The 16,547-nt window shown below is 68.7% G+C and carries 12 protein-coding genes; 5 read left to right on the top strand and 7 right to left on the bottom strand.

Features of this window, described 5'->3' with window-relative positions:
- Nucleotides 1-49: 49 nt before the first annotated feature.
- The 4 genes from WBG06_RS23885 to WBG06_RS23870 all read right to left on the bottom strand — a co-directional run bounded on the left by WBG06_RS23885 (nt 50) and on the right by WBG06_RS23870 (nt 6,625).
- Nucleotides 50-2,566: a transglycosylase domain-containing protein gene (locus tag WBG06_RS23885; RefSeq protein WP_336739913.1), complete on the bottom strand. Its 2,517-nt coding sequence runs from the start codon at nt 2,564-2,566 to the stop codon at nt 50-52.
- Nucleotides 2,567-2,726: 160 nt separating this feature from the next.
- A complete protein-coding gene (katG, locus tag WBG06_RS23880) occupies nt 2,727-4,877 on the bottom strand; it encodes a catalase/peroxidase HPI (RefSeq protein WP_336739912.1) in 2,151 nt (716 codons plus the stop codon).
- Nucleotides 4,878-4,902: 25 nt separating this feature from the next.
- A complete protein-coding gene (locus WBG06_RS23875) occupies nt 4,903-5,334 on the bottom strand; it encodes a Fur family transcriptional regulator (protein WP_336739910.1) in 432 nt (143 codons plus the stop codon).
- A gap of 31 nt (nt 5,335-5,365) precedes the next feature.
- Nucleotides 5,366-6,625 (bottom strand): MFS transporter, encoded by a 1,260-nt coding sequence (locus WBG06_RS23870; protein WP_336739908.1) that lies wholly within the window; start codon nt 6,623-6,625, stop codon nt 5,366-5,368.
- A 429-nt stretch (nt 6,626-7,054) separates the two neighbouring features.
- Between WBG06_RS23870 and WBG06_RS23865 the strand changes: the two genes are divergently transcribed.
- Entirely contained in the window at nt 7,055-8,296 is a 1,242-nt protein-coding gene (locus WBG06_RS23865; protein WP_336739906.1) for an HNH endonuclease signature motif containing protein, read from the top strand.
- A 62-nt stretch (nt 8,297-8,358) separates the two neighbouring features.
- Here WBG06_RS23865 and WBG06_RS23860 read toward each other — a convergent pair whose 3' ends face one another.
- Entirely contained in the window at nt 8,359-9,324 is a 966-nt protein-coding gene (locus WBG06_RS23860; RefSeq protein ID WP_336739905.1) for a GlxA family transcriptional regulator, read from the bottom strand.
- A 52-nt stretch (nt 9,325-9,376) separates the two neighbouring features.
- On the opposite strand from WBG06_RS23860, the gene WBG06_RS23855 reads away from it, so the two are divergent.
- Nucleotides 9,377-9,766: a cupin domain-containing protein gene (locus WBG06_RS23855; protein ID WP_336739904.1), complete on the top strand. Its 390-nt coding sequence runs from the start codon at nt 9,377-9,379 to the stop codon at nt 9,764-9,766.
- Nucleotides 9,767-9,787: 21 nt separating this feature from the next.
- On the opposite strand, the gene WBG06_RS23850 is transcribed toward WBG06_RS23855, so the two are convergent.
- Together WBG06_RS23850 and WBG06_RS23845 are read right to left on the bottom strand one after the other, a co-directional pair.
- The gene (locus WBG06_RS23850; protein WP_336739902.1) at nt 9,788-11,230 is read right to left on the bottom strand and encodes a protein kinase domain-containing protein; all 1,443 of its coding nucleotides are present in this window, start codon (nt 11,228-11,230) and stop codon (nt 9,788-9,790) included.
- Between the two features lie 8 nt (nt 11,231-11,238).
- Complete coding sequence (locus WBG06_RS23845) at nt 11,239-12,327, bottom strand: hypothetical protein (protein ID WP_336739900.1); 1,089 nt, start codon at nt 12,325-12,327, stop codon at nt 11,239-11,241.
- A 76-nt stretch (nt 12,328-12,403) separates the two neighbouring features.
- Between WBG06_RS23845 and WBG06_RS23840 the strand changes: the two genes are divergently transcribed.
- The 3 genes from WBG06_RS23840 (at nt 12,404) to WBG06_RS23830 (ending at nt 16,546) form a co-directional block, all read left to right on the top strand.
- Nucleotides 12,404-13,291: an oxygenase MpaB family protein gene (locus WBG06_RS23840; protein WP_336739898.1), complete on the top strand. Its 888-nt coding sequence runs from the start codon at nt 12,404-12,406 to the stop codon at nt 13,289-13,291.
- A gap of 86 nt (nt 13,292-13,377) precedes the next feature.
- Nucleotides 13,378-15,000, top strand: coding sequence for an alkaline phosphatase D family protein (locus WBG06_RS23835; protein ID WP_336739896.1), 1,623 nt, complete (start codon nt 13,378-13,380; stop codon nt 14,998-15,000).
- An 85-nt stretch (nt 15,001-15,085) separates the two neighbouring features.
- Complete coding sequence (locus WBG06_RS23830; protein ID WP_336739894.1) at nt 15,086-16,546, top strand: ArnT family glycosyltransferase; 1,461 nt, start codon at nt 15,086-15,088, stop codon at nt 16,544-16,546.
- Nucleotide 16,547: the final 1 nt, after the last annotated feature.

The raw sequence follows: 16,547 nt of genomic DNA, 5'->3' as shown, positions 1-16,547 counted from the left end.
GTCTCACTCAACGGACGAGAGTCTCGTGATCCGAGACGCCCGGACCCCGTCAGTCGCCGCCGCGTCCGGGGCGACCCCGGTCGCCCCACCCGTCCCCGTTCTCATCGTCACCATCGCACGCACCGAAGAACTCGGCGATCGGGTCACAGTCCTTCTCGCCCTTGTCCTTCTTCTCCTCCGGCGGAGGAGCGATCAGGTTCTCCTCGTGGCCGGACTCGGGATCCTGGCCGTCGACGTAGACCGGTTCCGGAAAACTCTCGACCTCCTTGCCCTCCATGGCCTTCGCCATGATCGCGGCCCAGGTCTCGGTGGGATAGTCGGCACCGAAGTAGGACGGCATCCAGCCGCCGTCGAGCGGCCCCTCGCCGTTGCCGCGCGAGTAACGGACGGCGGTGGCGACCTGCGGGGTGAATCCGGCGAACCAGGACGAGCAGACGTGCTGCGACTCGCCGCAGGTGGCGGTGCCGGTCTTGCCGGCCACCGGATGACCGATGGTCTGGGCCTTCTTGCCCGAACCGCTCTGCACCACACCCTGCATCGCGTACGTCACGTCAGCGGCGATGTCCTCGGAGATCGCGTGCCGGGCGTTCTTGCGTCCGTTCCAGCTGTAGAGGACGTTGCCGGCCCGGTCGCGGACCTTCTTCACCACGTGCACGTCGTGGCGGTAGCCGCCGTTGGCGATCGTGGCGTAGGCGTTGGCCAAGTTGATCGGGCTGACGTTGGCGCGACCGAGCGCGATCCGGTCGTCGGTCTTGTGGTCGAAGTCGGTGGTGGTGCTCGGGATCCCGGGGAACTTCGGGTCCGCCTCCGCCGGGGCGATCCCCGCGGCGACCGCGGTGTCGTAGATCGCCTTGCGACCGGCCTGCGGACCACCCATCGACTCGGTCATGTCGATGAAGGCCGTGTTGACCGACTGTTCCATCGCCTTGAGCATCGTGATGTGCTGGCCGTAGTCCATGCCGTCGGCGATGCCGGCCTGCTCACCCTCGTTGACCACCTCGGAGCCGGAGTAGGTCGTGAACGGCGAGTCGCCGGCCCACGTCGACTTCAGCGAGTAGCCCTGGGAGATCGCCGCCGCCGCGGCGAAGGCCTTCATGGTCGAGCCGGCGTGGCCACCGGTCGCTGCCCAGTTGTGCTGGCTGTCGAGGTAGTCCTGACCGCCGTAGAAACCGAGCAGCGCGCCGGAGGCGACGTCGACCGAGGCGGTCGCCACGTGCAGGGCGTTCTTCTGCTCGGGGTCGTTCTTGACGTACGCCCTCCGGTTCTTCGGCTTCACGGTCTTGGCCGCGGTCGCGGAGGCCTTCATCACCTTCGGCGAGAGCGTCGAGGTGATCCGGAGACCGCCGCTGTCGATCTTCTCCTCGGTGAACAGCGGCTTGCCGTCGGCGCCCTTCAGACCGAGCAGCTCGGCCTTGATCAGGGTGAGCGCATGACCTCGCTGACCGCCGAGCCGGCTCGACACCGTCTTCGCCGGGAACCTGGGCAGCGCATCCTTCACCTTGTCGGCGTCCGCCTGCTTCAGATAGCCGAGATCGACCATGCCGGAGAGGACGTACTGGTAGCGGCCGAGCAGCTTCTCCTCGCCCCGGAAGGTGCTGCTGGCCGGGTCGAAACCGGCGGGGTTGTTGAGGATCGCCGCGAGCGCCGCGGTCTCCTGCAGCGACAGGTCCTTCGTGGACTTGGCGAAGTAGGCCTTCGCGGCCGCCTCGATCCCGTAGGCGCCGCGGTTGAAGTAGATCGTGTTGAGGTAGTCGGTGAGGATCTGGTCCTTGCTCTTCTGCCGGGTCAGCTTCAGGGCGATGACAGCTTCCTTCAGCTTGCGCGAGTAGGACCGCTCGGAGCTGAGGTAGTAGTTCTTGACGTACTGCTGGGTGATCGTGGACGCGCCGCCCGCGGTGCCCTCGGTCGTGTTCGAGAAGGCTGCCCGCAGGATGCCCTTCACGTCCACACCGCTGTTCTCGTAGAACGTACGGTCCTCGGCGGCGACCACGGCGTGCTTGACCATCTCCGGGATCTGGTCGGGGTCCAGCTTGATCCGGTTCTGGTCGCCCTCCTGGTAGCGGCCGAGCTCAGTTCTGCCGTTGCCGTAGTAGACGAACGAGGTCTCGACCTCGAACTCGGCGTTGGGGTCCGGCACCGAGATCCGGTTGTACGCCACGATCGCCGTCACCGACCCGATCAACGCCAGCGCGAGGAATCCGACCAGCGCCACCTTGGCCGAGACCTTCGCCCAGCGTCGCCAGGTCGCTCCAGAGGTCTTCGACGCCGAGCGCTCAGCCGTCGTCCCCGCTGGCTTCGGGGCCGCCGAACGCCGAGCCGATCGTTGGGCCGCCGCTTCCTTGGTCGTCGTCCACTTCTCGGCGGCCCAGGCCTTGGCCGGGCCGGCCTTGGCGAGCCAGGCCTCGACCGAGGCAGGCTTGGGATCTGCGCGGCGCGCGCCGGGACGGCTCGCCGTGACGGTCGGCTGCGGAGCCGCCGGGACGCGAGGAGCAGGAGGCGGAGGCGGCCGCCACGCGGGCGGCGGACCGGTAGGACCTTTCGGAGGCTCGGGTCTCCGTTGTTCCATTGCTCCACCTGACATAGACAGCAGATTCCCTCTCACATGCTGTGAGAAGCCCGAGACGGCGGCCGTTGATCCTACCGGGGCGGGTATGACGCCGGAGGCCGGCCCCGCAACGGGACCGGCCTCCGGTGTTCGACCGTACGCCGCGGCGTACGGCTTCAGGTCACTTCTTGAGGTCGAAGCGGTCGTTCTCCATGACCTTGACCCATGCCTTGACGAAGTCGTTGACGAACTTCTCCTTGGCGTCGGAGCCGGCGTAGAGCTCGGCGAGGGCGCGGAGCTCGGAGTTGGCGCCGAAGACCAGGTCCACGCGCGAACCGACCCAGCCGTTGGTGCTGGTGTAGGTCGACTCGTCGGCGGACGGGGTCCACTGCTGGTCGTAGTCGAGCAGGTTGACGAAGAAGTCGTTCGTCAGCGCGCCCGGGGTCTTGGTGAAGACACCGAGGTTCGAGCCGTCCCAGTTGTTGCCGATCACACGCAGGCCGCCGGTGAGGACGGTCGCCTCGGGGGCGGAGAGGCCCAGGAGGTTGGCGCGGTCGATGAACAGGAACTCGGAGGGCAGGTTGAGGAACCCGGAGTCGTAGTTGCGGAAGCCGTCGGCCACCGGCTCGAGCCAGGCGAAGTTCTCCTCGGAGGTCTGCTCCTGGGTGGCGTCGACACGACCGGCCGTGAACGGGACGGTCACGTCGTAGCCGGCCGCCTTCGCGGCCTGCTCGACGCCCACGCCACCGGCGAGGACGAGCACGTCGGCGAAGGAGACCCCGGTGTCGGCCGCGATCTGCTCGTAGGCCGCGATGACCGGCTTGAGCTCGTCGGGCTGGTTGACCTTCCAGGACACCTGCGGCTCGAGGCGGATGCGGCCACCGTTGGCGCCGCCGCGCTTGTCCGAGCTGCGGTAGGTGGCCGCAGCCTTCCAGGCGGTGGAGACGAGCTGCTGGGCGGTCAGCCCGGACTCGGCGATCGCCTTCTTGGCGGCGGCGATCGAGGCGTCGTCGGTCGCGGCCGAACCGGTGGGCAGCGGGTCCTGCCAGTCGAAGTCCTCGGCCGGGACCTCGGCGCCGGCGTAGCGGCTCTTCGGGCCCATGTCGCGGTGGGTCAGCTTGAACCAGGCGCGGGCGAAGGCCTCGGAGAAGGCCTCCTGGTCGTCCTTGAAGCGGCGCGAGATCGCGTCGAACTCCGGGTCCACGCGCAGGGCGAGGTCGGAGGTGAGCATGCGCGGCTCGCGCTTGCCCTCACCGTGGGCCTCGGGGACGAGGTCGGCGCCACCGTTGTTCTTCGGCTTCCACTGCTTGGCGCCGGCCGGGGACTCGGTGAGCTCCCAGTCGTAGGCGTAGAGGATGTGGAAGAACTCGTTGTCCCAGCGGGTCGGGTGGTAGGTCCAGGTGACCTCGAGACCCGAGGTGACCGCGTCAGCGCCGACACCGGTGCCGTGGCCGTTCTTCCAGCCGAGGCCCTGGTTCTCCAGCGGCGCGGCCTCCGGGTCCGGACCGATCAGGTCGTCGGGGTGGGCGCCGTGGGTCTTGCCGAAGGTGTGGCCACCGGCGATGAGGGCGACGGTCTCCTCCGAGTTCATCCCCATGCGGCGGAAGGTCTCCTTGATGTCCACCGCGGACTTCATCGGGTCGGGCTCGCCGTTGGGGCCCTCCGGGTTGACGTAGATCAGACCCATCTGGACGGCGGCCAGCGGCGCCTGCAGGTCGCGGTCACCGGTGTAGCGCTCGTCGTCGAGCCAGACCTTCTCCGGGCCCCAGTAGACGTCGTCGTCGGCCTCCCACACGTCCTCGCGGCCGCCGGAGAAGCCGGCGGTCTTCAGACCCATGGTCTCCAGCGCGACGTTGCCGACCAGCACGAACAGGTCGGCCCAGGAGAGCGCCTGTCCGTACTTGGCCTTGACCGGCCACAGCAGCCGGCGGCCCTTGTCGAGGGACACGTTGTCGGGCCAGGAGTTCAGCGGCGCGAAGCGCTGCTGACCGCTGCCGGCGCCGCCGCGGCCGTCGTGGCTGCGGTAGGTGCCCGCGGCGTGCCACGCCAGGCGGATCATGAACGGGCCGTAGTTGCCGAAGTCGGCCGGCCACCAGTCCTTGGAGTCGGTCAGGACCGCGGCGATGTCAGCCTTGACGGCGTCCAGGTCGAGCGCCTCGAAGGCGGTCTTGTAGTCGAAGTCGGGGTCGACCGGGTTGGCCGCGGGGTGATGCTTGGCCAAGATCTTCAGGTTGAGCTTGTTGGGCCACCATTCCTGGTTGGCGCTGCCGACGGTCGGGTGAACGCGGCCGGCGTTCATGACCGGGCACTTGCTCACGGACTCTTCAGACATCAGGTTCCAATCCTTCTTGTTCGGATCATTTGCTGCGCTGGGCGGCCTGGCACTGCGGACAGGTGCCCCAGTAGATGACCTCGGCCTCGTCGACGACGAAGCCGTTGTCGTCCGATGCCGTCAAGCAGGGCGCATGGCCGACGGCGCAGTCGACGTCGGCGATGTTCCCGCAGGAGCGGCAGACCACGTGGTGGTGGTTGTCCCCGACCCGGGTCTCATAACGAGCCACCGAGCCGGACGGCTGGATGCGGCGCACGATCCCGGCGGACGAGAGTGCCGCGAGGGAGTCGTAGACGGCTTGATGGGAGACGTCCGGAAGCCGCTCGCGCACTGCCCCGAGAATCGTCTCGGTGTCGCCGTGCGCGTTCTCGGTGACGGCCCCCAGAACGGCCACTCGCGGGCGAGTGACGCGCAGGGAGGCACCTCTCAGCAACTGTTCGTAGTCCGCGTTCCCCACGCCGCCGAGCCTACGCGAATTCTTGAATGAGTCAAGAAACGGCGCCAGAATTTTTGGGCCCGTTCACCCTCGTCGACTCCGGAGCCGTCCTGACGGCGAAGCGGCCGGCCATCAGCGGGATCAGGAAGGCCATGGCGAGCGGGATGATGAACATCGAACGTTCGCCGAAGAGCTCGGCGACGCCAGCGATCAACGAGGCGGCGGCGAGGTAGCCGGCATAGTTGGCCAGATTGACCCGGGCGATCGCCTCCTCGGCGTTGTCCGGAGAGATGTGGGCGGCCGCCACGAAGGACTGCGGCGGAACCATCGCCAGGCTGCCACCGAGAAGGGCGAAGCCCAGGGCCGCCACACTCCAGTGCGGTGCCGCGACGATCAGCCCGAGGGCACCCACCCCGACGATGCCGCCCGTCCGGATCACCCGCTCGGGGCCGAAGCGGGCGACGAGACGGTCACCCGGGAGACGTACGGCCAGGAGGACCAGCTGGTACGCCGCATAGATCGCGGGTCCGGCCGCCGCGGCGGCACCGAGACCGTCGACCACGTAGATCCCGCCCCAGGCGGAGGCCGCGGAGTCGATGAACCACATCGCGAACGTCGGCACCGCGACCAGCAGGAGCGGCAGCCACGGCAGCTGGGGCTTCGGGCCCCGGCTGGTCCTCTTCTCCGCCGCGTCGACCGCCTGCGGCGACAGCAGGAGCCCGAACGTGGCGGCGTTGGCAGCCAGGCCGATGACGGCGATCGGGATCATGTCCAGACCCAGAGGTACGCCGAGGGCGATCGTCACGGTCGCGTAGACCGCTCCGAGCACCGCCGCCGCGCTCCACATCGCGTGGAAACCGTTCATCAACGGGCGACCGTAGGCGTCCTGGGTCGCCGTGCCCTGCATGTTCATCGAGGCATCGACGCCGCCGAGGAAGAAGCCGTAGACGCCGTTCAGCACCAGCAGCGTCGCCATCGTCGGCGCGAACGCCGGCGCCACCGCGGCCAGCGAGGCGCCGGCGAGCATCAGCGACAGCGTCGCCGCGCTGCCGATCCTGGTGGCAAGATGGCCTGCTGCGACGCTGCCGATCGCGCCTACTGCTGTCGTGACACCGAGGACCACGAAGACGTCACCGGCGCTCAGGTCGAGCTTTGTCGCGATCGACTCCAGCCGGGTGATCAACGACGCGAAGGTCAGGCCCTGGATCGCGAACGCGACGAAGACCGCTGTTCTTGCTAGCTGGAGTCGGGTCATCGGCGCATCCTTTTGTGGGTTGCGCGAAGTGTGCACCTTGGGGTGGGGGGTGCGCATCTGTTTCTTCGGGGTTTTTGGGGGTGTCTGGGATTCCCTGCCGGGGCGTTTTGCTGAGGCTGGGCTGGGCCGCCGACCCTCCTTCTACGGTCTTCTCGATCTGCACCGGCGTCAAGGACGGGCCTTCGGCCCGCCGGCTTCGCCGGCCGCTTCGCGGTCCTGGACTCCGGACCAGATCGAGAAAAACTTGGCTGGCTATCGGGACGGCGGCCCCGGTGTGGCCGGGAGGCGATCTCTGCTCGGGACGGCAAGGTTTCGCGGGATGAAGGGTGGCCCTTCGGGCCACTTACCATCCACAAGAACGAGGCCGTACGCTCACCGCGAAAACCACAGGTGACCTGCATCTATGGATGGTTAGGTATCCGGTCTGAGCGTAGAATCAGACCCATCACGACACGCCTCTGAACACTCCGGGAGGGAGGGGCAGTGATGAGCCTGGACAGCGGGATCGACGCGACCACATCGATCATCGACGCCTCCCTCGAGGGCCTCCTCGACCGGGACCCGATCTACTGGACTGCCTCCCAGAAGAAGGAGATGCTGGCCTGGTTGGCCAAGACCGAAGCACGACAGGCTGCGTTGAGACTGCGGATCCTGGCCGCCTCCGGTGACATCGCCGCTGAGACGGGCGACAAGGACGCCTCCGCGTGGATGCGGGCCGAACTCCTGGTCGACAAAGGCGCGGCGAGATCTGCGATCAAGCTCGCCGGCGCGCTGAACAGATACGACCTCGTCGCCGCCGAACTTGCCGCCGGTGCACTCTCTGAGGCGAAAGCCCAGGTCATCACCCGTGCCCTCGACACGATCGACACCGACCCCATCGCCACCCGCGAAGACCTGATCCTGGCGGAAAAGCTGCTGGTCGAAGAGGCTGACCGGTTGACCGCCAACCAGCTCCGCATCGTCGGGAGACGGGTCCTGGAACGGGTCGACCCGGTCCGGTTCGAGGAAGCCGAAGCCAAAGCCCTCCTCGCCGAAGAGCAACGGGCCCTGCAGAAGACCGCACTGCGGATCTGGGACAACCACGACGGCACCGTTGGGTTCGAGGGTGTGCTCCCGGTCTCGGCTGGGATCAGGTTCAAGACCATGGTCCAGGCCTACGCCCAACCCCGCAAACAGCAGTTGGTGGAGAAGGGTGCGGCGCTGCCGCCGTGGGAACGACTCCTGGGCCACGGGTTCACGAGGCTGCTCGACACCATCGACCCCACCGCCCTGCCCCGACACGGAGGTGACGCCACCGTCGTCAACATCGTGATCAGCCTCGAGGAGCTCCGCAAAGAGCTCGGGACCGCGACCCTTGGGTACGACGAGACCAACGGCACCACCATCACCGCCGCCGAGGCCAGGAAGATGGCGTGCAACGCCACCATCATCCCCTGGATCCTCGGTGGTGACGGAGAAGTCCTCGACGCCGGCCGGGCCAGCAGGTTCTTCCAACCCATCCAGCGCAAAGCGCTCCGGATCCAGCAGAAATGCTGCCAAGCCGAAGGGTGTGACATGCCACCCGAGTGGTGCGACGCCCACCACCTCGACCCCTGGAGCACCGGAGGAAGGACCGACCTCAAAGACGGGGTCCTGCTGTGCCCGCACCATCACCGGCTGGCACATGCTCCCGGCTACCTTCATGAGCGTCTGCCCGACGGCACGATCAGGTTCACCCGCAGACCCTAGACCGACCACGACCGGCTATAGCTAGCGACTTCGGGTCACCGAAACCGCTCCCCCGCACCGACTCAGACCGCGAAGGCACGTCGATAGGCAGTCGGGGTCAAACCCGTTTGAGTGGCCAGGCGGTCACGGAGGTTGGCAGCGGTCCCGAGGCCGCTCTGGTGCGCTACCTGGTCGACGGCCAGATCTGTCTGCTCGAGAAGTCGGCGGGCGTGCTCGACGCGGACGGCGGTGAGCCATCGGTTCGGGGTGCAGCCGAGCTCGTTGCGGAATCGTCGGTGGAGGGTCGCGGGGCTCATCGCGGCTCGCGACGCGATGTCGGCGACCGTGATGGGATTCGTCGCTTGCTGCTCGGCCCAGACGAGTGCAGCGGCGAGAGGGCTCTCGGGCTCCTTCGGGAGCGGGCGCTCGATGAACTGTCGCTGCCCGCCGGGGCGGTGACCTGGGAACACGAGCCGGCGGGCGACGACCGAACCCACCTCGGCGCCGTGGTCGCGGCGTACGACATGGAGGGCGAGGTCCAGGGCGGCTGCGCTGCCGGCGGAGGTGAGGATGTCGCCGTCGTCGACGAAGAGGACTGCGTCATCCACGCGGACGTGGGGGTATCGAGCTCGGAACTCGTCGGCCCACTGCCAGTGCACCGTGACACGGCGCCCGTCCAGGATCCCTGCTTCGGCGAGGGTGAAGGCGCCGCTGCACATACCGATCATTCGTGCTCCGCGATCGTGGGCGTGTGCGATCGCATCGAGCACCTCCCGGAGATGGGGCACGGCCGTGTTCGGGCGGTTGGGGACGATCACCGTGTCGGCCTGATCCAGCACCGACAGATCCGCGATGTCGGTCATCGCGAAGAAGCGCTGTCGCATCGACACCTTCGGCTCGCGTGCGCACATCTGGAAGTCGTAGAGCGGCCCACCGACCTCTGGCCTGTCGATGCCGAGCACTTCGGTCAGGCATGCCAGCTCGAACGGGTTCGAGCCGTCGTCGACAAGGGCGACCACAGAATGGAGCTGCGAGGAATCTTGCGACATGTGCCATTCCTTGCACTTTCCGAGGGTCCACCGCAAGTTCGAGGATCGGGCCATGACGAACCCGATCACGAACATCGACACCGTCCTGGCTTCCTTCCAGGAGCGCTGGAGTCCACGGATCCTCACCCAGGTCAACGACTACGACGTCCGCCTGGCCAAGGTCGAGGGCAGCTTCGTCTGGCACGCCCATCCCGACACCGACGAGCTCTTCATCGTGCTCGAGGGCAGGCTCGACATCCACCTGCGCGAGTCCGGTGAAGAGACGACCGTGCATCTCGCCCAGCACGACGTCTTCGTCGTCCCGCGCGGGATCGAGCACTGCCCCGAGTCGGCGGGCGGCGCAACCGTGATGCTGCTCGAACCGACCGGGACGCTCAGCACCGGTGACTACGACGGCGCGATCCCGGCCCACATCGACTCGACGACCGGCGTCGAGGTCTGAGCCGACGGCCGGTCAGTACACCTAGTGCTGCTTGAGCAGGCCGTCGAGGATCTTCTCGCCGTCCTTGCTGTCGCCCTTGCCCAGACTGTCGAACTCGTCGCGGAGCTGCTCCATCTCGCGCTTGGCGCTCTCGCCCTTCTCGACGAGGTCGCGAATGCCTTGGATCTGGTCCTCCCACTCCTGCGACTGACCTGCGTCGATGATGTTCCAGCTCTCCAGGTTCTCCCGCCAGCGGTCGAGCTTGTCGAGGCGGTTGAGAGTCTTGTTGTCGGACTTGTCGGTGCCCGGGTCGGCGGACCTGTCCGAGCCCTCGGAACCGGAGTCGGAGCTGTTGTCGACGCTGTTGGAGTTGTCGGAGCTCTGGGTCGGCTGGTCGGCCTCGGCAGGCGCGGGCTCGTAGGCGGCCAGCCACGACGCGGCGAAGACACAGGCGATCACGATCGCGATCGCACCGAGGAGTCGGCCGGTGGGGAAGCTCCGCAGCGACCGCGGGCGCGGGCCGCGTACGGGAGGCGGGGTGCTGGGACCGGGCAGGACGCCGGTGCGGGAGTTGGCCAGCGCCATCGGCTCGTCGAGCGGCCGCGGGGCCATCGCCTGGGTCGTACGCGGGGACTGGCCGGCCGACAGACGGTCGGTCGCGTCGGGGTCGGCACCGTTGAGCACGTAGCCGAGCTCGTGCACGATCTGGTCCATCGAGGGTCGGGCGGCCGGGTTCTTGTCGAGCATCCGGGTGACCAGGCGCGCCAGTGGCGGCGGAACCGCCCGGAAGTCGGTGATCCGCGGCACCGGCTCGCTCAGGTGCATGTGCAGGATCCTGACCGGGTGCGGCGCGGAGTAGGGCACCTTGCCGGTGAGCATCTCGAAGAGTACGCAGCCCAGGGAGTAGACGTCGGCGGGCGGCCCGACGGGGTCGCCGGAGGCCTGCTCGGGCGAGAGATAGGACGGGCTCCCGATCACGTGGCCGGTCTGGGTCAGCCCGGCGTCGACCCCCGTCATGGCGTACGCGATGCCGAAGTCGAGCACGGTCAGCCGGCCGTCACCGTCGAACATCAGGTTGGCCGGCTTGATGTCACGGTGCACGACGCCGACCCGGTGAGCGGCGCCGAGGGCGCCGGCGACCTGACGGGTGTATTCGACCGCCCTGTCGATCGGCATCGCGCCACGCTGCTGCAACGGCTCGGCCAGGGTCGGCCCGGGCAGCAGCTCCATCACCAGGAAGACGTCGTTGTCGTCGCTGCCCGCGTCGAAGATCTTGACCACGTCGTCGTGGACGACCCGGGCGGTGGAGAGCGATTCACGGCGGAACCGCTCGGCCATCGTCGGATCGTCGACGTCGCGCAACAGCTTCACCGCGACGTCGCGGTCGAGGACGGTGTCACGTGCCCGCCAGACCTCCCCCATGCCACCGGCTCCGAGCAGGGTCAGGAGCTGGTAGCGGCCAGCGATCGGGGGAAGCTCGTCCATGACGGAAATTATGCCGGGGTCACCCACGAGCTGAAGAGCGGGATGCCCTCCCAGGCTCCGCCGCGGGCCACGGCCACCACCGCGTGCGGACGGTCGAACTTCAGGTCCACCTGTCGCACCGTCGTCTGGCGCGGCACCCCGGTTGCCCGGATCATCATTCCGGTCACCGCAGCCGCCTTGAAACCCTCGCGGTCGTAGGACGCCACCGCCTTCTGGACGCAGGTCGCCTCGGTCTCCTCGTCGATCGCAGCCATCACGCCGCGTGCGATCTCGGCGACCCCCGGGGCGTCGGACAGATCGTGACGGTCCTCCGCGCTCCACTCCGGGAGATGGCTGCGCCAGCGGTCGGACGAGGCGCCGTACGCCGTGACCTCCTCAATGGTCCAGGCGTGACCGTTTCCCGGAGCGTCGAGAGCGTGGTCGTGCACCTCTCCGGCATCGATCCTCGCGATGACGTCCTCGGCGGCCCGCCACACGTCCTCGGTGGCGACACCGTCGGCGGCGATCACCGAGTAGACCGAGATGCCGTCCTCGCTGGGCGGGCAGGCGACCGCGACCGGACCGGCGGCCTCGGTCTCCACCACTGCTTGGAACCCACCCTCGAGCAGCAGCAGCCCGTCCCCGTCGACATCGAGCGGCTCACTCCAGCGCGGTGTCACCACCAGCGCCGAGGCGAGCACGATCAGCGTCTGCGCGTCGATCTCGAGCGGGAACTCCGTGATCAGCCCTCGGGTGTGCTCCTCGGCCCAGGCATCGAGCCCGTCCTGCTCCGGGAGCGGGTCGAGCATGATCGGCAGACCCTTCGTCAGCTCGGTCCCGGGACGGAGCCAGCCGGCGACCGCGGCCGCGATCGTGGGGTGCGGCGCCTCCAGCAGCACCAGCGCGGCGGCCCGGGCGTCGGCCCGGTTCAACCCCAGGACCTCGTCCGTCTCGGCCTCCGCCGCGGGCGCCAGCGAGGCGAGGAGCAGCCACAGGCCTGCGTACGAGATGACCGGGGCCTCGGCGGAGCCGAGAGCGGAGCGGGTGGTGGCGGCGTACGTTCGGACTGCCTGCGCGGCGGCGAGGGACAAGGGTGTCTGCGTTCCCGGCTTCTCCATGCGAAAGACATTACGGCGAGAGCCGTCACAGGTGACCCGAATCACGATACAGTTATGTATCGAGCGAGGAGGCACGATGCCCAAGAAGTCGCACACTGCCGGGCTGGACCCGGAGACCGAATTCCAGGAGATCTCGAGGCGTCTGGGGCTCTACGAGTTCCCGTGGGACACGACGCAGGCGCTCAGCTTCGCGCTGTTCCGGACCTACGCGGTGCCCTCGATCGGCCGGCTGCTGGCCGAGACCCACCAGTTCACCGAGAACACCCAGAAGCGCTACGACGACACCGCGCTGCTGCTCGAGGACGCGGCGATCGAGGACCTGGACAGCCCGCGAGGCCGGGCCGCGGTGCGGCGGATCAACCAGATGCACCGGATGTACGACATCTCCAACGACGACATGCGCTACGTCCTCTCGACGTTCGTGGTGATCCCGCGGCGCTGGAACCAGGACTTCGGCTGGCGACAGTCGACGCCCGACGAGCAGCTCGCGGCGCTGCGCTACTACCAGGCGCTCGGGAAGCGGATCGGGATCAAGGACATCCCGCAGACCTACGAGGAGTTCGAGCAGCTCCTCGACGACTACGAGGCCGAGCACTTCGGCTACGACGAGGGCGGGCGTGCCGTCGCCGACTCGACCCTCGAGCTGCTGACCACGTTCTACCCGCGCCCGCTCGCGCCGATCATCCGGATCTTCTCGCTCTCGCTGATGGAGCCGCACCTGCTCGAGGCGTTCGGCTATCCCGAGCCGGGGCGGGCAGCCCGGCTGCTCTCCCGTGCGGCCCTCAAGGCGCGGGCGCGCGTCGTCGCGCTCCTGCCGGCACGGAGGAAACCGGCGTACGTCCGCGACATGCCCCGCATCAAGAGCTACCCCCACGGGTTCAGCACCGAAGAGCTCGGGACGTTCGCGCCGGGCTGCCCGGTGCACCCGTCGGCCTCTGCACCTGTGGCCGGCACCAAGCCGTAGCCCACCTCTCCCCCGCACTTCACGAGTCCTTCACCGGGCACCGCTTCGCTGATGTCGATAACCCCCATATCGACAGGAGCACGTCCATGCCTGGCCCCAGCACCACTCCTGATCTGCGCGGCGCCCTTCGAGGCCTCGACCGCCGCCGCTTCCTGACGGTCTCCGCCGCCGCGACCGCGCTGGCCTTCACGACGGGGCTGCCGCGTACCGGCGCCTTCGCCGCGCCGGCCGCTTCACCCTCTGCCATCACCTCGGACCCGTTCACCCTCGCGGTCGCCTCCGGCGACCCGCTCCCCGACTCGGTGCTGCTCTGGACCCGGCTCGCACCGCTCCCCCTGGAACCGACCGGCGGGATGCCGCCGGCGCGCTTCGACGTCCGCTGGGAGGTGGCCCGCGACGCCACCTTCACCCGGGTCGTACGCCGCGGCACCGCCGCCGCGCACTCGGAGTTCAACCACTCCGTGCACGCCGAGGTCCGCGGCCTGGACGCGGCGACCGAGTACTTCTACCGGTTCCGGGTCGGCCAGTGGATCAGCCCGGTCGGACGGACCCGGACCGCCCCGCCCGTCGGCGCGGCGGTGTCGTCATTCACCTTCGCCCTCGCCTCCTGCCAGCGCTACGACCAGGGCTACTACACCGCGTACCAGCATCTTGCCGGTGAGGACGTCGACGCGGTCTTCCACCTCGGTGACTATCTCTACGAGTACGCGGTGAACGCCTCTGCCGGAGCGCGGGCCTACACCCAGCCGCTGCCCGCGCACCTCAACCGCGAGACCGTGACGCTGGACGACTACCGGGCGCGCTACGGGCTCTACAAGTCCGACCCGGACCAGATCGCCGTCCATCTGGCGCACCCGTTCATCGTGACCTGGGACGACCACGAGACGGAGAACAACTATGCAGCCGACAGCCCGGAGAACTCGGTGCCACCCGAGGAGTTCCTGGTGCGCCGCGCCGCCGCCTACCGGGCGTACTGGGAGAACCAGCCGCTGCGTCTTCCGCAGCAGCCGAGCGGTCCGGACCTGCGTCTCTACCGACGCCTGCAGTGGGGCCGGCTGGCGCAGTTCGACATCCTCGACACCCGCCAGTACCGCACCAACCAGGCCAACGGCGACGGCTGGAAGCTGCCCACCCCCGAGTCAGAGGCCGAGTCGATGACGCTACCCGGCTTCGAGCAGGAGAAGTGGCTGACCGACGGCTGGCGTCGCTCCCACGCCACCTGGAACGTGGTGCCGCAGCAGGTCACCTTCGCCCGCCGCGACAACCCCAACGGGTCCGGCACCCGGTCGATGGACTCCTGGGACGGCTACCCCGCCTCCCGCCGCCGGGTGCTCGAGGGCTGGAAGGCCTCGGGCCAGTCGAACCTGATGGTGCTGACCGGTGACGTACACGTCCACTACGGGCTCAACATCCACGACGACTTCGACGACCTGTCCTCGCCGGTGCTCGGGACCGAGGTCGTCACCTCGTCGATCACCTCGGGTGGCAACGGCGCCGAGCGGCCCGCCAACTGGGCGGCGTACCTGGAGCGCAACCCGCACATGAAGTTCTACAACGGCCTGCGCGGCTACACGACGGTCTCGCTGGGGACCGACGGCGCGGAGGTCACCTACAAGAACGTCTCGCACGTGAGTACGCCGGGTGCGCCGCTGACCGTCGGCGGCCGGTTCTACACCGAGGCCGGGAAGCCGGGCCTGGTCGAGGCATAGGAGGGCGGTACGACGGGGAGATCGGCATGGGTTACCGACGAGTAATCCATGTGGACCGCCCCGTCGTACCCCTACCCTCAGGAGCGTGAACCGTCCGCGGTACTCCCCTGCCGTCGCGATCGTGGTCGCCGCGCAGGCAGCGGTGCTGCTGGCGATGAGCCCGTTCTACGGGCCGCACCGAGACGAACTCTACTTCGTCTCCGCCGGTCAACGGCTGGCGTGGGGCTACCCCGACCAGCCGGTGCTGACGCCGTTCCTGGCGCGGATCGCGACCGAGATCGCGCCGTACAACCTCGTCGTGCTGCGACTGTGGAGCCTGCTGGCGATGGTCGGGCTGGTCCTGCTGGCGGCGGAGTTCGCGCGGCTGCTCGGCGGCGGACGTACGGCGCAGGTGCTCACCGCGGGGCTCGTGGCCGTCGGCGTGGTCACGATGACGTTCGGGCACTGGCACTCGACCGCCACGTTCGACACGCTCGCCTGGACCGCGATCCTGGTGCTGGTGGCCCGAGCGCTGGTCGCCCAGGGCTGGCGGCACCGCGCACTGTTCTGGCTGGCGGCCGGGATCGTCGCCGGGATCGGGCTGGAGAACAAGCACTCGGTGGTCTTCCTCCTCGGCGGGATCCTGCTCGGGATCGCGCTCGTGCCGGCGACCCGGCGCACGCTGACGACGCCGTGGCCGTGGCTGGCCGGTCTCACCGCGCTGGCGCTGTGGACGCCCAACCTCCTCTGGCAGCTCGAGCACGACTGGCCGGTGCTCGACCTGTCGGCCGACATCCGCGAGGAGTACGGCGGTGTCGCCGGACGGGTCGGGTACGTCCTTCAGGCGCTGATCCTGCTCAGTCCCGTGATCACCCCGATCTGGATCATCGGTCTGGTGGCGCTCCTCCGGCGTCGCGAGTGGGCCTCTTTCCGTCCGGTCGCCGTCGCGTTCTTGCTGGTCGCCGGCTTCTTCCTGATCGCGGGCGGCAAGGGCTACTACCTGGCCGGCCTGTTCCCGCCGCTGGTCGCGGCCGGCTCCGTGGTGATCGCCGAGCGTCTGCGGCCACGCACCGTCGGGCTCCTCGGCGCCGGCCTGGCACTGCTCACCATCCCGGCCTGGCCGATCAACCTCCCGGTGCTCCCGGCAACCACGTACGCCGGTTCGTTCTACACCGCCGCCGGCGAGGACCAGCTGGAGACGATCGGCTGGCCCCAGTACGCCGCCCAGGTGCGAGCCGTCGTCGACGAGCTCACCCCGGCCCAGCGGCGTACGGCCGTCGTCTTCACCATCAACTACGGAGAGGCGGGAGCTCTGGAGTGGTACGGCGTGGGGGTCCCCGTCCACAGCGGGCACAACGGCTGGCGGTTCTGGGAGCAGCCGCCGAAGGATGCGACGCCGGTCGTCGTGGTCGGGTTCGAGGACCCCGACCGTTTCTTCGACGGCTGTCGGCAGGTCGCCTCGCTCCACAACCGCGAAGGCGCCGACAACGAGGAGAACGGCGCCCCGATCCACCTCTGCGCCACGCCGAAGCGGCCGTGGTCGCAGCTGTGGCACTACAACGCCTGAC

Source organism: Nocardioides sp. CCNWLW239, assembly GCF_037137035.1.
Lineage (GTDB): Bacteria > Actinomycetota > Actinomycetes > Propionibacteriales > Nocardioidaceae > Nocardioides.
This window is presented reverse-complemented; position numbering and strand designations above follow the sequence as displayed.

What these genes read in the sequence shown, in the direction of transcription:
- WBG06_RS23885 (WP_336739913.1), bottom strand. Translation starts at nt 2,566, where the DNA reads ATGGAACAACGGAGACCCGAGCCTCCGAAAGGTCCTACCGGTCCGCCG.
- katG (WP_336739912.1), bottom strand. Translation starts at nt 4,877, where the DNA reads ATGTCTGAAGAGTCCGTGAGCAAGTGCCCGGTCATGAACGCCGGCCGC.
- WBG06_RS23870 (WP_336739908.1), bottom strand. Translation starts at nt 6,625, where the DNA reads ATGCGCACCCCCCACCCCAAGGTGCACACTTCGCGCAACCCACAAAAG.
- WBG06_RS23865 (WP_336739906.1), top strand. Translation starts at nt 7,055, where the DNA reads ATGAGCCTGGACAGCGGGATCGACGCGACCACATCGATCATCGACGCC.
- WBG06_RS23860 (WP_336739905.1), bottom strand. Translation starts at nt 9,324, where the DNA reads ATGTCGCAAGATTCCTCGCAGCTCCATTCTGTGGTCGCCCTTGTCGAC.
- WBG06_RS23855 (WP_336739904.1), top strand. Translation starts at nt 9,377, where the DNA reads ATGACGAACCCGATCACGAACATCGACACCGTCCTGGCTTCCTTCCAG.
- WBG06_RS23850 (WP_336739902.1), bottom strand. Translation starts at nt 11,230, where the DNA reads ATGGACGAGCTTCCCCCGATCGCTGGCCGCTACCAGCTCCTGACCCTG.
- WBG06_RS23845 (WP_336739900.1), bottom strand. Translation starts at nt 12,327, where the DNA reads ATGGAGAAGCCGGGAACGCAGACACCCTTGTCCCTCGCCGCCGCGCAG.
- WBG06_RS23840 (WP_336739898.1), top strand. Translation starts at nt 12,404, where the DNA reads ATGCCCAAGAAGTCGCACACTGCCGGGCTGGACCCGGAGACCGAATTC.
- WBG06_RS23835 (WP_336739896.1), top strand. Translation starts at nt 13,378, where the DNA reads ATGCCTGGCCCCAGCACCACTCCTGATCTGCGCGGCGCCCTTCGAGGC.